This is a genomic window from Streptomyces sp. NBC_01381 (genome assembly GCF_026340305.1).
Taxonomy (GTDB): Bacteria; Actinomycetota; Actinomycetes; order Streptomycetales; family Streptomycetaceae; genus Streptomyces.
In genome coordinates this window covers 549,220-562,270 of record NZ_JAPEPI010000001.1, presented here as the reverse complement: position 1 = coordinate 562,270, position 13,051 = coordinate 549,220, and the positions used below count along the sequence as shown (strand labels likewise).

The following is a 13,051-nucleotide window of genomic DNA, read 5'->3' as shown; positions in this document are numbered from 1 at the left end:
ATGGACGGCCGTCGTCGAAATCCCTACCAGTTGACCGATGAGACGCCGGTCTACGTCATCTCGGTCGCGGCACAGCTGAGCGGGCTCCACCCGCAGACGCTGCGCCAGTACGACCGCCTCGGCCTGGTCTCGCCCGACCGCACGGCGGGCCGGGGCCGGCGCTACTCCGCCCGCGACATCGAACTGCTGCGCACCGTCCAGCAGTTGTCGCAGGAGGAGGGCATCAACCTCGCCGGCATCAAGCGCATCATCGAGCTGGAGCACCAGGTGGCGGCCCTCCAATCCCGTGTCGCGGAGCTCTCCGCGGCCGTGGAGGGAGCCGCCGTCGCCATGCAGCAACGTGAAGCGGCGGTGCACGCCTCGTACCGTCGCGATCTCGTCCCGTACCAGGACGTGCAGCAGGCGAGCGCGCTGGTGGTGTGGCGCCCGAAGCGGTCGCCGGAGCAGTAGTTTTTCTGTGCCGTGACTTGTCGGGGCCGGGAGGTGGGAACCTCTCGGCCCCGACGCGCGTTGCGCCGGTCGACCAAGATCTGAACATTTGCGGGGAAGTGGATTTCCATGGCCATGGTGGGGCTGTTCTGGATCGCCGAGGGCGATGTGTACGTAGGCGCGAAGCCGTCGGGTCTGGCTCCCGGCGCGCGGCTGACGCCGGAGGGCGTGATGGCCCTGGGGGACGGGCAGGAGGCCTTCTTCCCCTGGGAGGACGTACACACGCTGACGGCGGCGGGCGTCCCGGTGAAGTCCATGAGGCGGAACGTGGGCGCGGTGGGCCAGACGGTGAAGCGGAACGTGGGCATGCTGCTTGACCTGGCGCTTGGGGTGGGCCTGGGTACGGAGGAGGCCCCGACCATGACCTTGCGGGTTACGGACGCCGAGGGCGGCGACACGGAGCTGACGGTGTACACGGCGGCGGCGATCGGCTACTCCCAGGCGGAGCACGACCTCTCCCTGGAACTCCTCACCCGCCTGACGGAGGGCGCGGGCACCCTGCACACGACGCTGGCGGCGATGGCGGACTGGGGCCGGGGTAATGGGGGGAGCACGCCGCGGGCATCGGACCGCGAGGGGCTGCTGCGCACGTGGACGGAGTCCTGATGCCGACGCTGCCCGAGCTGTCCGACACGGACGTACGACACCTGCGCCGCTGCGTGGCTCTGGCGAGGGAGGCCCTGGAAGCGGGCGACGAACCCTTCGGCTCGCTCCTGCTCTCGGCGGAGGGCAAGGTCCTGTTCGAGGACCGCAACCGCGTGGCGGGCGGCGACCACACCCGCCACCCGGAGTTCGAGATCGCCCGCTGGTCGGCGGAGCATCTCTCCGTGGCGGAGCGCGCTTCGTCGACGGTCTACACCTCGGGCGAACACTGCCCGATGTGTGCGGCGGCGCATGGCTGGGTGGGCCTGGGCCGGATCGTGTACGCGGCTTCGTCGGCGCAACTGGTGACATGGCTGGAGGAGTTCTCGGCCCCGGCGGGGCCGGTGGCGGCGCTGCCTATCCAGGAGGTCGTACCGGGCGCGGTGGTGTCGGGGCCTGCGCCGGAACTCTCCGATGAGATCAGGGAGTTGCATCGGGGGTTGCACGCGGGGGGCTGAGGTTGGGTGCGGGCGACTGAGGCTGCGTGCGGCTGAGCTGCCGGGGTGCAACCTCCCTGCGCTTTGGGGCGCCGCCTCGTCCCCACCCACCCGCCCCCACCAGGCCGGGCGTCCTGCCCGAGGGCCGGTGGCCGGCTCAACCTTGACGCGGGGCCTGGTGCTTGAGGTGGGTGAGGAGGGCGGTCAGTTGGGCGTGGGCGGTGGTCAGGATCTCGTCCGGGGCGTCGCTCTCGCGGAAGCGGACGGTTCCGCCGGGGACGGCCGCAATGTAGAGGCAGTTCGCCTGGTCTTCGCTGAAACTCGACTTCTGCCAGTTCAGTTCCGGCATCCGATCCTCCCTAGTGGGTGTTGAGCGGGCTCAAGGAGCAGGTCGACGAGGCTCCCGCTTGATGTGATCCAGTAGAGCGGTCAGTTGGGCGGGGGCCGCAGTGAGGATCTCGTGCGGGGCGTCGCTCTCGCGGAGGTGGATCGTTCCGTCCGACTCGGCGGCGACGTAGAGGCAGTTGCCTTCGGGGCCGCCGCTGTATGACGACTTCTGCCAGTCCAGTCCGGGCATCTGGGCCTCCCTAGAGGGTGTAGAGGAGGTGCTGGATGAGCCCCAGCGAGTCCTTCACCGACTGTGCTTCCGGGGCCAACGATACGTTGACGGGGGCGAGGGAGTTCTCGGCGAGCCGGTCGAAGAGGTCGCTGTAGTGCTGAAGCTGGGGCTGCTCGGTCAAATAGCCTGCACCCAATGGCTGTTCGAGTACGACGGTGCCGAGTCGTGGGGTACTCGGGATGATGTGGGCGAAGTTGCCGCTGATCGCCGCGTAGGCCTGTGCGCTGAACGGATAGATCTGGATGGTCACGTTCGGCAGGCGTGCCAGCTCGATCAGCCGGAGCAACTGGTCGCGTACGACCTGGGGGCGGCCGAACCGCATGTGTAGCGCTGCCTCATGGATGACGGCATGCACAGACGGCGGGTTCTCGCCGGTGAGGATCTGCTGCCTCTCCATGCGGAACTTCAGGCCCGACTCGATGTTCTCGAAGCCCAACTTGGGGCTGCTGAAGATGGCTTGCGCGTAGTCGGCGGTCTGGAAGAGGCCGGGGATGAACAACGACTCGTGCGCCCGGATCGCTCGGGCCTCCGACTCCAACTCGGCGAGATTGAGCGCTCCGGGGCCCATGAGCTTCCTGTACGCGCTCCACCAGCCCTTGCCGGATGCTTCGGACATCGAGACAAGCGCCTCGATATGGGGTTTGTCTGTGCAACCGTAAGTGCGGCAGAGGTCTAGCAGCCGCTCGGTCAGGATGGACGTGCGGCCCAGCTCGATGTGGCTGAGCTGCGCACGGCTCATGCTGATCCGTACAGCCGCTTCGCCCGCGGTCAACCTTGCGTGTTCGCGCAGCTGTTTGAGCTCAAAGCCGAGGCGTCGCTGGCGTTCGCTGATCGTCGTGCGCAGTCCCACGTGGTCTCCTTGCCGGTTCGCCCAAAGTCTGCCCTGGCCAACGGAGTTGGTCCACCAGAAGTAGCGAATGGGTTGAGATTGAGAGCCCTGCACCTCTACCGTAAGTGTGGCATCGGTAACTCACCGAAGTCATTCAACTCCCCCTGCCCACAAGCCGATCAAGCCGAAAGGCACCCGAGGTCCCTGCCAGGGACCCACGGGCAACGCCATCGCCCGGCAAGGGCCCCTCACCCTCCCGACGGGAGAATCCGCCATGCCCCCTGCCCCGACCCGCTCAGCGCAACTCACCTACGACTACAGCCTCTTCACCCCGGCGGACGCGACATCCCCCAAGATCTGCCGGGACTTCGTACGCACAGTCCTCCGCACCCTCGACCGCGAGCCACTGGTGATGCCGGCGACCCTCTGCACGTCGGAGCTAGCTACGTCTGTAAGTACGCTCGATTCATGGAGACTTCGAGTAGCCGGAAGCCGCAGCACGCAGGTGGGTACGTACGGATCTCGCTGGACCCGACGGAGGAAGAGAAGGGCGTCACCCGGCAGCGGGAGGACGTAGAACAACTCGCCAAGCGCTTAGGCTGGACGGTCGGCAAGATCTACCCGGAGAACGACACGTCCGCCTACAAGCGCAAGCGGATCGAGCTGCCGGACGGCCGTCACGTGTGGCGAGTGATCCGGCCGGAGTTCCGACAGATGCTGAAGGACTACCAGGACGGCGCCATAGACGGAATCATCGTCTACGACCTGGACCGCCTGGCCCGCCAGCCACGCGACCTTGAGGACCTGATCGACCTGGTGGACCACTACCGGCGGCCGGTCGCCGGGGTGACGGGCTCGCTGGACTTGATGACCGAGAACGGCAAGGCCATGGCGCGGGTGCTGATGGCGATGGCCAACAAGAGCAGCGCCGACACAGCCCGCCGAGTCTCGCGCGAACGCCTCCAGCGCGCCCAGGAGGGGCTGAGCCTGCCACCGACCCGTGCCTTTGGCTGGCAGGTAGACCGCCGCACTCGCGAGCCTGGCGAGGCCGAGCTGATACGCAAGGGCATCGTTGGATTCACCGACGGCGAGAGCTGGTCCAGCGTGACCCGCATGTTCACCGACTCCGGTATTGCTCCGGTGCGCGCGAAGCAGTGGTACCTGACCACGGTCCGCAACATGCTGCTGTCGCCGAGGACGGCGGGGATCGTGCCCTACTGGGGGCGGGGCCGCATCAAGGACGGCGAGCAGGACGGGGCCGATGCAGTCCTGCGGCGTTCCCCGATCTCCCGATCACCGAGAGATCTCGCCCTGCGGGATGCTGATGGCGCCTTTGTAATGGGCAGTTGGGAGCCGATCGTCACCGTCGAGCAGTGGGAAGCCTTCGTGACGGAGTACGAGCGCCGCAAAGAGGGTCTTGAGTTCACCCCGAGTCACACCAAGAAATACCTTCTCTCGGGGCTGCTGAGATGCGCACGACCCAAGGAGGACGGAACGCCGTGTGGCCGGGCCATGGTCGGAAAGTCCATCAAGCATCACCGCTCCGGAAAGCAGACGAGGATCTACTGCTGTCCGGGCAAGAACCTGGGCGGCTGCGGTGGCTCGCAGCGCGGCATGGCACAGGTCGATCAGCTCATCGAGGATCTGTTGTTCCTGCATCTGGAGTCGAACCAACCCGACGCGAAGGACGACCAGCCCGACCGGGACTGGCACGGCGATGACGCGGTCATCGTCGAACTTGCGGATGTGCAAGGACGGTTGAAGATGATGCGGGAAGGAATGCGGGACGGAAGGGTCAGCCCGGAATCGTTCTTCGCGGTCGTGCCGGGTCTGGAAACCCAGGAGAGGCAGCTCACCTCCGCTCTGAACAAGGCGCGCCGCGTCCAGGTGGACCGGGACCAACGACTCAAGAGCCCCGATCAAGTGCGCGCCGACTGGGAGAGTGCGACCGTTCCCGGGAAGCGGGCCATCCTGGGCCAGTTCTTGCAGGCAGTCATGGTGCATCCCGCACGGCCCTTGGGGCACAAATTCGATCACGAGGCGTTCGCGCCGGTATGGAAGCCGATGCCGCACTGATTCAGAGAATGGCGGCATACAGACGTGAGCCCCGATGGCCTTCGCGGTCACCGGGGCTCACGCCTATTCGGAGGCTGTGCTGTCCCGGCCACGCAATATGGCACGGGTCCTTCGCCACTGCTCGGGCGTGATCTTGGGAGCCCGGCTCACATGCAGGGACAGCCACTGCTCACGCGTGAGATGCGGAGCACAGGGCGGACGGCGACGAGTACGACGCTCAGTCACTGGAACTCTCCTCTTCCAGGCAGACGGTCAGAGTGGCGTCTCGTCTGGGGCCGTTCCCGACGCGCCAGGCCGGGGCAGCGAACGTCTCGTCTCTGAATCTGAGGAAGAGGAAGAGTGTGAGAGATAGAAGAGTGAGTTGATGGGGATGGCCCAGCAGCTCGACCACCCACTATCCCGGCCAACGCCCGGACAGGTCCACTGAGTTCCTGTACGCGGCACCACGCCCCGCCAGAGAGCTGCACTCAAGCTTCGCGCGGACCGGATCGGCGTCAGGCCACAACTCGGCACCCCAGTCAGCGCCGAGCCGCGCCCTCTCGGCGACCAGAGGAAGATCGAGCAGGCCGCCGAGCCGAATCGGAGTAACTTCTCTTTACTTGCTCAAGGGCGCGCCTGCGGCGCGCCGGGCGGCTTCGGCCGTACCGGCCGGGCGTGCGGCCTTCGGCCGGTCCCGTCCGGACGGCCACCGCCCGGCAACCGCATGTAACCCTGAGCGTGCGAAGGCCACTCCGACCGGATCGGCGTAACTCTTCTTCTCTGTTCTTTAAGGGCGCGACCAGGCGCTGAGCGGTACCACGATGTGGCTGGGGCGCCGCCGGCCTCCGAGGCTTTAGGCAGCCACCATGGGGCGAGCCTCTAAGAACAGGGGGCCGATCGGGCTCTTGCGGGCAGGTCCCAAGGACTACCCGATCCGCTGGCGAGCGTAAGGCCCCCTGTTCACTCGCCCCATGGCAGCTCCCGCCCAAAGCCTCTGCGGCAGGCGGCGCGATCGCCGCGCACCATTACCCCTGCTCAGGCCCACACTCCGACGCAACGGAGAAGCCACCACAGTCACTAGGCATGGCACGACCCCGGCTCTCTCACAGAAGAGAGAACCGGGGTCGCAGCGGCAGACCGGGGGAACTAGCGCCTACCACTCTCCCCTTCCAGGTCGGGGGAGTCGAACGAGCGGGACTGGCGGAGTGAGGCCACGCCAGCCCCGCCCTGCTCTATGTCAGCGAGCCCGCCTCACCCACCGCAGGATCAGTAATTGTGGCGCTGAAGAACTGAAACGCCGACAGCTCATAGCCGCTATGGCGCGTCATGCCCGCGTGCCTGAGACACCACAACTGCGCCTCATCCGGATCAGCCGTATCCAGCGAGTGATGGCTACAGACGAGGCACTTGCCGACATGCCGCACGGTCATCCCAGGCATGGCCGCCAGCGTCCATTCGAGCGGCACGTAGCGGCCCCGCGGCAAGCTGCCCTCACTCATCCGAAAGCCCCCGCCGGAAGCTGCGGGCCATCGTCGTCACCCTCGGCCGTGTCGTCCCAGTCGAGTTCGGACAAGCGGTCTCCCCGGCTCTCTGCGATCCGTTGAACTTCACGGAGCGACTCGGTCAGCCGGGAGGCCACAAAGCGGACTTCCTCGGGCGTGGCCTTGGGGTCGGCGAGCAGATCGCCCGCATGCCCCAGAAGGTCACTCGCCATCCCGAGTTGGACGCTCTCGATGTTGTCAGCCACCTTGGATAGGAACCCGGTTGCACTGCCGACCAGGTAGCAGGGATTGCCTTCCAGCGTCGACCACGGCAACCGTCGTGCTACCTGCATGTGAGACGTCATGCCGTCACCTCCACCCCGTGAATCAGGCGAGGGCCGATGTCCACGCCATGCATGGCCAGCCACAGCGCACGCCGCCGTCCCCTCTGCCGACGTCCTTCCTGTCGCTGCTCGAAGGCGACCAGGTACGGGCGGACGAGACCGATGTCCTCGCCCCGCAGCACGGGCACGCGCGGCAAGGGCCTGGTTGGCGCGTCGACGGACGGCATTGATGAGGGCGGTTCGGGGGATCGATGGCGTCCCGGAGCGGGAAGCAACAGCCGCAACAGCGGCTCGATGAAGCGGGCGATACCGTGATTCATGTCGACCTGCACTTTCAGGTTGTCCATGCCCCCGGGCCGTTAGCGCGGTCGCGGGGGTCTGTCGAAGACAGAAACCTCATCGAACCGTTTGGGGCAGGCCTGGCAGAGGAGCCGGACAGGGGGCCAGGGAGGGGCCACACTGAGGGGAGGGAGGGGCCAGCGGATGAGCGATGACAGGCGACAGCAGTTCGGCGCGTACTTGGCACGGCTGCGGCGGGACGCTCACAAGAGCCAGCGCCAGCTCGCCGCGACGCTCTGCGTGCTGTCCGGCATCCAGTCCGTGACACGCAACGAGGTCTCACGCTGGGAGCGTGGAGAACGCCTCCCGGAATCGTGGCTCCCATTCATCGCCGACGCTCTGAAGGTCCCAACGAGTGACCTGGAGCGGGCCGCCGCCTACGCACGCGGAGACACCGCAGGGCCTCTCGCGGGTCCGGCCGCCACCCTCGCCGAACTACTTCCGCCCGGCGACCCCTTGGAGCCACCCTCGGTGTGCACGGGCCGTCACATCGGCGCCGACGAGGTATCTGCTCTCGCTGCACGTGTCCACGGCTTGCGGCTCGCCGATGATGTGCTGGCCGGGGGCGACCTGATGGGCGCCGCCTTTCGGGAACTCAACTCGGCGTTGCAGCTGTACCGGGAACGCGCACACACTGAGGACATCGGCCGTGCACTACTCGTGCAGGTCGGCGAACTGGCCCAGATCGCAGGCTGGATCGCGAGCGACGCCGGACAGCACGGCCAAGCCGAACGGGCCTACCGCATTGGGATCGCAGCGGCGAGGCAGGCCGGTGACACGACTCTGGTCGGCAATCTCGCGGGCAGCCTCGCCTACCAGTTCAGCAACACCGGACAGGAGCGCGCGGGCATCGACCTCGCCCGCGCAGCACTCGACGAAGCCGGACCGGACGCACCGCCCAAGACCCGCGCCCTGTTCTTCGACCGCCTTGCCTGGGCACACACACGCGCAGGCGAGGCCCAACCTGCCGTGCGCGCCCTCGGAGAGGCACACGACGCCCTGTCCGAGGCGAGTGACGACGCAGCGCCCCAGTGGGCGTACTGGGTGAGCCGTGAAGAGCTTGAGGTGATGGACGCCCGAGTCTTCACGGAGCTGCACCGCCCCCTGAGGGCCGTCCCGCTCCTGACGGACGTCCTCGGCCGGTACGACGCCACGCACGCCCGCGAAGTCGCCCTGTACCGGTCATGGCTCGCTGTCGCCCTGGCCGACGCCAATGAGCCCGAGCAGGCCGCGCAGGAAGCCCGGCGTGTCGTATCGCTGTCCTCGCAGGTGACCAGCGACCGCACCGCCGAGCGCTCCCGCGTTGTGCTCCGGCGCCTCCAGGATTTCCAGCAAGTGCCTGAAGTCCGCGATCTGCTGCACGATCACGGGCACCTGATCAACGCCTAGGGCTTTCGCGCAGGTCAGCGGAGTGCTCAAGACGTACTTTCGCAAGTAGCTAGCGAACTCATCACGAACGTCCACCTGCACACCAAGGGCTCCGCGATGCTCCGCATCCTGCTGACCCTCACCCGCCTACGGGTAACGGTCTTCGACGAGAGCCCGGACCCACCGGTGGTGACCCATCCGGCAGCGGGCGCGGCCGCCTGTTGGGGCCGGGGCATGGCCCTGGTCGTGGAACTCGCCGACACGTGGGGCGTGGCGGACGACAGGGCGGGGCGGTTTGCGAAGGGGGTGTGGTTCGAGCTGGGCGGGGCCGAGGGCGGGGGACCGTTCCGCCCTCACCGCATCGGGTGACCGGGGGACGTTTCCCTAGGTCGGCGCCTCCGACGTACCTACCGTGGCGCCAAGTCGCCAACCCCAGGAGAACTAACCCATGTCAGTTGCCGACGTGCTGCGACAGGCATGGCAGGCGATGACCCTCCCTGAGGGCTACCGCGCCGAGATCATCGAGGGAGCCATCGAGGTGTCGCCCACCGGACGCTATGCGCACAGCCAGATCGTTCACTTGCTGAGTGAGGGCTGGGGGAGTACCTCCGGGGCGGGGATTTCGCGGCGCGGAACGGCACGCACGTCCTGCATGAAGGGAGCGTGTGGGTGCCCGACTTGTTCGTCACGACGCGAGATGCAGAGCGATACGTGACGGACGACAAGCTGGGTATCAGCACCGCCGGAGTCCGTGTCATCGCCGAAGTGATCTCACCCGGAGCGGGTGACCAGGACCGCGACCGAGTGCGAAAACGGCGGGAGTACGCCCGTGCCGGGATCCCGGTATACGTGATCGTCGACGACACGGCGGGAACCGTCACCGTCCTGACCGACCCGCAGCCGGAGAAAGCCGACTGGGTCGGCGTCCACCGCGTCCCGTACGGGACCGAGGTCACGATCCCCGAGGGGCCGGCGAAGGGGTTCACGATCGGTGAGGCGATCACGGGGGCGCGGCGGGGTTGACGGCTCCGAATCGCTCGCTCAGTTGGGTACATCGCAGTCGGGAGACCTCAGCGGTTTCGGTCGAGGATTCCTGACTGGCCGATGAGGTAGCCGAGTTGAGCTCGGCTCTCGCTGCCGAGCAGTGCGGCGAGTTTGGCGATGTGGACGCGGGCCGTGCGGACGTTCAGGCCGAGGCGGGTGGCGATCTCGGTGTCGGTCAGGCCCTCGATCAGCAGCGCGGCGATGGCGCGTTGGCGGGTGGTGATGCCGTCTTCAGAGGGCTGGGGCGCGGACTGGGGCCACATGGGGGTGGCCAGTTGCCACAGTCGCCAGAAAGTGGTGGCGAAATACTCGACGAGGGCCGGGTGCCGGATTGCGAGGGCGAGGCTGCGGTCCTTGCTCGCGGGGATGAAGGCCACTGTCCGGTCGAAGACGAAGAGGCGCTCGGTGACTTCGTCGAGGGAACGGGCCTCGGCGTCCCCTTCCAATCGCTCGAAGTAGGCAAGTACGGGCAGGGAATGACGCGTTGTGTGCTGATAGAGCGTCCGCATGCGGCAGCCTCGGCTGAGGATCGCCTGATCCCGGGGGAAGGCCTCGGCCAAGGTCTCCGGCGGGCGCGTGCCGCCGGGCTGGACGGCGAGAAACTCCTCGGTGACGTCGAGCATGGCCCGGTCGATGGCCGCGTTGATGCTTTCGAGGCCGTCGAGGACGGTGATCGCGGGAACCTCTCCGGTGGAGGTGAGTGTCGCATCGAGAGTGATGAACGGATCGGAGGGGGCAGCGGGGCACAGCCACCGCATGTCGTCGAGGTCCGGGTGGAGCAGGCCGAAGTCGATGAGGCAGGGGGTCTGTTCGACGTCTCCGGAATGGACGCGGCCGTCGCGCAGGGCTCGGGCGTACAGGGCAACGCCTGCCTCGCAAAGCTCTTCGACCGTGTGCGGCACGTGCCCCTGCGTCATGTACGCCCCTCCCGCTTCGTTGAAGCGCGGTGATTCTATGCAGGGTGCATACGGTCGACGATGAGGGCCACGGTTGAAGTGGCTACTCCCGGTGGCGCCGTCTCATCTTGGGCGCTCCGGATCGAGAATTCCGGACTGGGCGATCAGATAACCGAGTTGAGCGCGGCTTCCGCTGCCCAGGGCGGCGGCGATCTTGGCGATGTGGGCGCGGCAGGTGCGGACGTTCATGCCCAGGCGGCGGGCGATTGCCTCGTCGACGTGGCCTTCGATGAGGAGTCTGGCTATGGAGCGCTGTACGCCGGTGATCCCATTGGTGGTGGGGGCGTAGGGCACCTCTTCGAGGAGCGGCGTCGCGCGGCTCCAGAGCTGCTCGAAGACCTTGGCCAGGTACTCGACCAGGCCGGGCTGGCGGAGCTCCAGAGCGACTTGCCGATCATCACGTGCCGGTATGAACGCGACGGTGCGGTCAAAGATCAGCAACCGGTCGATCACTTCTTCCAGGGTCCGTATCTCCACGTTCCCCTGAGCGATCCGTGCCGCGTAGGCGAGCGTTCCCTGACTGTGCCGCATGGTGTGCTGGTACAGGGTGCGCATCGTGACACCACGGTCGAGGACGGCCTGCCCGCGCTTCAGCGCCGCGTTGAGCGTGTTCTCGCTGCGCCCGCCTCCGGGCTGGACGGTGAGTACTTCGTGGCGGCACTCCGCAGTGGCGCGTTCGATGGACTCCTCGATGCGCGCATCGCCTTCCAGGACGGTCATCGCGTGCGTCGCGGGCTCCGGACGTGCGGTGATCGCCATGAACGGCTCGAAGGCATCGGCCAGCTCGACTGCGATCCGACGACGTTCCTGGATCTCCCGCTCGATGGGGTGGAGGCGCTGAGCGAGAGCGGCGGACGGGGAAACCGGGCGGAGCCACTTCGGATCGTCCGGGTCCGGATGCAGCAGGGCCGATTCCACCAGGCAAGGCGCGTTCTCGGCCTCGGTACGCGCCAGCCGGCCATCGCTCAGGGCGGTGGCGTACAGCCGTGATCCCTCATCACAGAGTGGGGTTGAGGGGTGCGGATGTGCCGGTTTCGCGTGTGTTGTGAGCAAATCTCCACCCCCCAGGGTCCTGAACGTGCAGGAACATGATGCATCCACTCTGTGGCTTTGACGTGCTCGATTGAGACATCGTCTTGTTGGAGCCGGGGGAGTGGAACCTATCAAGTGAGGACGAAGCCGACCATGTTTAAGAACATGCTTCGCTCGGTGCTTGTCGCCGTCTTCTCCGCCGGGTTGGTCGTGGGCGGGGTGAGTACGCTCGCGTCTGCCTCGCAGGGTGAGCCAATGCTCAGGAACTCCATATCCCCGGCGCCCGGCGATATTGGCTGGAACGGACCCCCAGCGTCCGTTGGGGCCAGTGATATTGGCTGGAACGCTGCACCGGCAGGAGCTGACGCATGAGCACCCCTCCCGACGACCGCACCTTCCGCCGAGAAATGGCCACCGCCTACCGCTCCGGTTGGCACTTCATCGATCTCGCCACCGCGATACCCCACGCCGGCGACTCGTTGATGGTCACTCTTCTCGGCGAGCCCATCGTCGTCACCCGGGACGAGGAAGAGGAGATCCGGGCCTACCGGTGCCTCCGGAGGCCGCGCGGTGCGCCACAGCCCGTGCGGTGTGCCATTCGGTACGGGATGGTCTTCGTCAATCTCGATCGGCGTGACCATCAGCTGGTCGGCGAGCCGGAACAGCCGGGTCAGCGGAAGCAGCAGCAACAACAGCAGCAGAGTTCCACCACTCGTTCCACCAGCTCGACCAGTTCCACCACTACAAGAGCCATTACAGCCACCCCCCGCAGCGCCTGACGCGATCCCCCGTCGTTGTAAATCGCGCAGGTGCTTCCCCCAGCAGCGGCGCCACCGTGGACCTGAACACGGTGGCGCCGCTGTGGTGTGTGCGGACCCGGAGCGGCCGTTATGCCTTGCCCATCGCCCGCGTCAGCGTGATCTCTATCAGCACCCGGTCCGGGTTGGGGCGCGGCACCCTGCCGTAGCGCTGCTCGTAGCGCCGCATCGCCTCGGCTATCGCCGCCTCCTCCGTACGCACCGTCGCCACCCCCTCCAGCGTCGCCCAGCGCCGCCCCTCCACCTGGCAGACCGCCACCCGCGGCCCTGGCCCGTCCACGCCCGTCGCCGCGAGGATGTGGCCCACCTTCGCGCTCGACTTGTTGGCCAGGACGCGGGCCACCCCTGCCTCCGGGTCGTACGTCACGCCGACCGGGACCACGTGCGGGGTGCCGTCCGGGCGTGGGGTCGTCAGGGTGCAGAGGTGCCGTTCGCGCCAGAAGCTGAGGTACGCGGGGGTCGGGTTCAGGGGGTCCATGGCCATGGGGTGGAACCTAGCCGCCGGGCGACCGGGGCCCGGCCCCACCCCCGGCATCTCCCTTGAGTGGGATCGACTCAACTTTATGTACACTTACAAAGTCACAGTCGGAAAAGGACC

17 protein-coding genes are annotated in these 13,051 nt (G+C 67.2%); 8 read left to right on the top strand and 9 right to left on the bottom strand.

Annotated features, from left to right (window positions below):
* From OG453_RS02765 to OG453_RS02755, 3 genes are all read left to right on the top strand, one after another.
* Positions 1-450, top strand: a complete 450-nt coding sequence (locus tag OG453_RS02765) for a helix-turn-helix domain-containing protein (RefSeq protein ID WP_266864144.1) — start codon at positions 1-3, stop codon at positions 448-450.
* Positions 451-558: 108 nt separating this feature from the next.
* Positions 559-1,095, top strand: coding sequence for a hypothetical protein (locus OG453_RS02760; protein ID WP_266864142.1), 537 nt, complete (start codon positions 559-561; stop codon positions 1,093-1,095).
* The gene (locus tag OG453_RS02755; protein ID WP_266864140.1) at positions 1,095-1,589 is read left to right on the top strand and encodes a nucleoside deaminase; all 495 of its coding nucleotides are present in this window, start codon (positions 1,095-1,097) and stop codon (positions 1,587-1,589) included. The genes OG453_RS02760 and OG453_RS02755 overlap by 1 nt, the downstream gene beginning before the upstream one ends.
* 136 nt (positions 1,590-1,725) lie before the next feature.
* On the opposite strand, the gene OG453_RS02750 is transcribed toward OG453_RS02755, so the two are convergent.
* The 3 genes from OG453_RS02750 to OG453_RS02740 are packed head-to-tail and all read right to left on the bottom strand — an operon-like array spanning position 1,726 to position 3,037.
* Positions 1,726-1,917, bottom strand: coding sequence for a DUF397 domain-containing protein (locus tag OG453_RS02750; RefSeq protein WP_266864138.1), 192 nt, complete (start codon positions 1,915-1,917; stop codon positions 1,726-1,728).
* Between the two features lie 30 nt (positions 1,918-1,947).
* Positions 1,948-2,145 carry a DUF397 domain-containing protein gene (locus tag OG453_RS02745; RefSeq protein ID WP_266864137.1) on the bottom strand — a complete coding sequence of 66 codons (198 nt, stop codon included), beginning with the start codon at positions 2,143-2,145 and terminating at the stop codon, positions 1,948-1,950.
* Positions 2,146-2,155: 10 nt separating this feature from the next.
* Positions 2,156-3,037, bottom strand: a complete 882-nt coding sequence (locus OG453_RS02740; protein ID WP_266864135.1) for a helix-turn-helix transcriptional regulator — start codon at positions 3,035-3,037, stop codon at positions 2,156-2,158.
* A 447-nt stretch (positions 3,038-3,484) separates the two neighbouring features.
* On the opposite strand from OG453_RS02740, the gene OG453_RS02735 reads away from it, so the two are divergent.
* Positions 3,485-5,092: a recombinase family protein gene (locus OG453_RS02735; protein ID WP_266864133.1), complete on the top strand. Its 1,608-nt coding sequence runs from the start codon at positions 3,485-3,487 to the stop codon at positions 5,090-5,092.
* 1,211 nt (positions 5,093-6,303) lie between these two features.
* On the opposite strand, the gene OG453_RS02730 is transcribed toward OG453_RS02735, so the two are convergent.
* From OG453_RS02730 to OG453_RS02720, 3 genes are read right to left on the bottom strand one after another with little or no spacing between them, the layout of a single operon-like run.
* Positions 6,304-6,570, bottom strand: coding sequence for a hypothetical protein (locus tag OG453_RS02730; protein ID WP_266864131.1), 267 nt, complete (start codon positions 6,568-6,570; stop codon positions 6,304-6,306).
* Complete coding sequence (locus OG453_RS02725; protein ID WP_266864129.1) at positions 6,567-6,917, bottom strand: hypothetical protein; 351 nt, start codon at positions 6,915-6,917, stop codon at positions 6,567-6,569. Before OG453_RS02725 ends, OG453_RS02730 begins: the two co-directional genes overlap by 4 nt.
* The gene (locus OG453_RS02720; protein WP_266864128.1) at positions 6,914-7,243 is read right to left on the bottom strand and encodes a hypothetical protein; all 330 of its coding nucleotides are present in this window, start codon (positions 7,241-7,243) and stop codon (positions 6,914-6,916) included. The genes OG453_RS02725 and OG453_RS02720 overlap by 4 nt, the downstream gene beginning before the upstream one ends.
* A 136-nt stretch (positions 7,244-7,379) precedes the next feature.
* Here OG453_RS02720 and OG453_RS02715 point away from each other — a divergent pair, with 136 nt between their 5' ends.
* The 3 genes from OG453_RS02715 (at position 7,380) to OG453_RS02705 (ending at position 9,626) form a co-directional block, all read left to right on the top strand.
* Positions 7,380-8,624, top strand: a complete 1,245-nt coding sequence (locus tag OG453_RS02715) for a helix-turn-helix transcriptional regulator (protein ID WP_266864127.1) — start codon at positions 7,380-7,382, stop codon at positions 8,622-8,624.
* Between the two features lie 96 nt (positions 8,625-8,720).
* Positions 8,721-8,972: a hypothetical protein gene (locus OG453_RS02710; RefSeq protein ID WP_266864126.1), complete on the top strand. Its 252-nt coding sequence runs from the start codon at positions 8,721-8,723 to the stop codon at positions 8,970-8,972.
* Between the two features lie 300 nt (positions 8,973-9,272).
* Positions 9,273-9,626 carry a Uma2 family endonuclease gene (locus tag OG453_RS02705; protein WP_266864124.1) on the top strand — a complete coding sequence of 118 codons (354 nt, stop codon included), beginning with the start codon at positions 9,273-9,275 and terminating at the stop codon, positions 9,624-9,626.
* Between the two features lie 47 nt (positions 9,627-9,673).
* Here the strand turns inward: OG453_RS02705 and OG453_RS02700 are convergent, their stop codons facing one another.
* Positions 9,674-10,564 (bottom strand): LuxR C-terminal-related transcriptional regulator, encoded by an 891-nt coding sequence (locus tag OG453_RS02700; protein ID WP_266864122.1) that lies wholly within the window; start codon positions 10,562-10,564, stop codon positions 9,674-9,676.
* Positions 10,565-10,666: 102 nt separating this feature from the next.
* The gene (locus OG453_RS02695; protein ID WP_266864120.1) at positions 10,667-11,656 is read right to left on the bottom strand and encodes a helix-turn-helix transcriptional regulator; all 990 of its coding nucleotides are present in this window, start codon (positions 11,654-11,656) and stop codon (positions 10,667-10,669) included.
* A gap of 347 nt (positions 11,657-12,003) precedes the next feature.
* Here OG453_RS02695 and OG453_RS02690 point away from each other — a divergent pair, with 347 nt between their 5' ends.
* Positions 12,004-12,414 (top strand): hypothetical protein, encoded by a 411-nt coding sequence (locus tag OG453_RS02690; RefSeq protein ID WP_266864118.1) that lies wholly within the window; start codon positions 12,004-12,006, stop codon positions 12,412-12,414.
* Positions 12,415-12,523: 109 nt separating this feature from the next.
* On the opposite strand, the gene OG453_RS02685 is transcribed toward OG453_RS02690, so the two are convergent.
* On the bottom strand, positions 12,524-12,937 hold the full coding sequence (locus OG453_RS02685) for a pyridoxamine 5'-phosphate oxidase family protein (protein ID WP_266864117.1): 414 nt from the start codon (positions 12,935-12,937) through the stop codon (positions 12,524-12,526).
* Positions 12,938-13,051 lie beyond the last annotated feature (114 nt).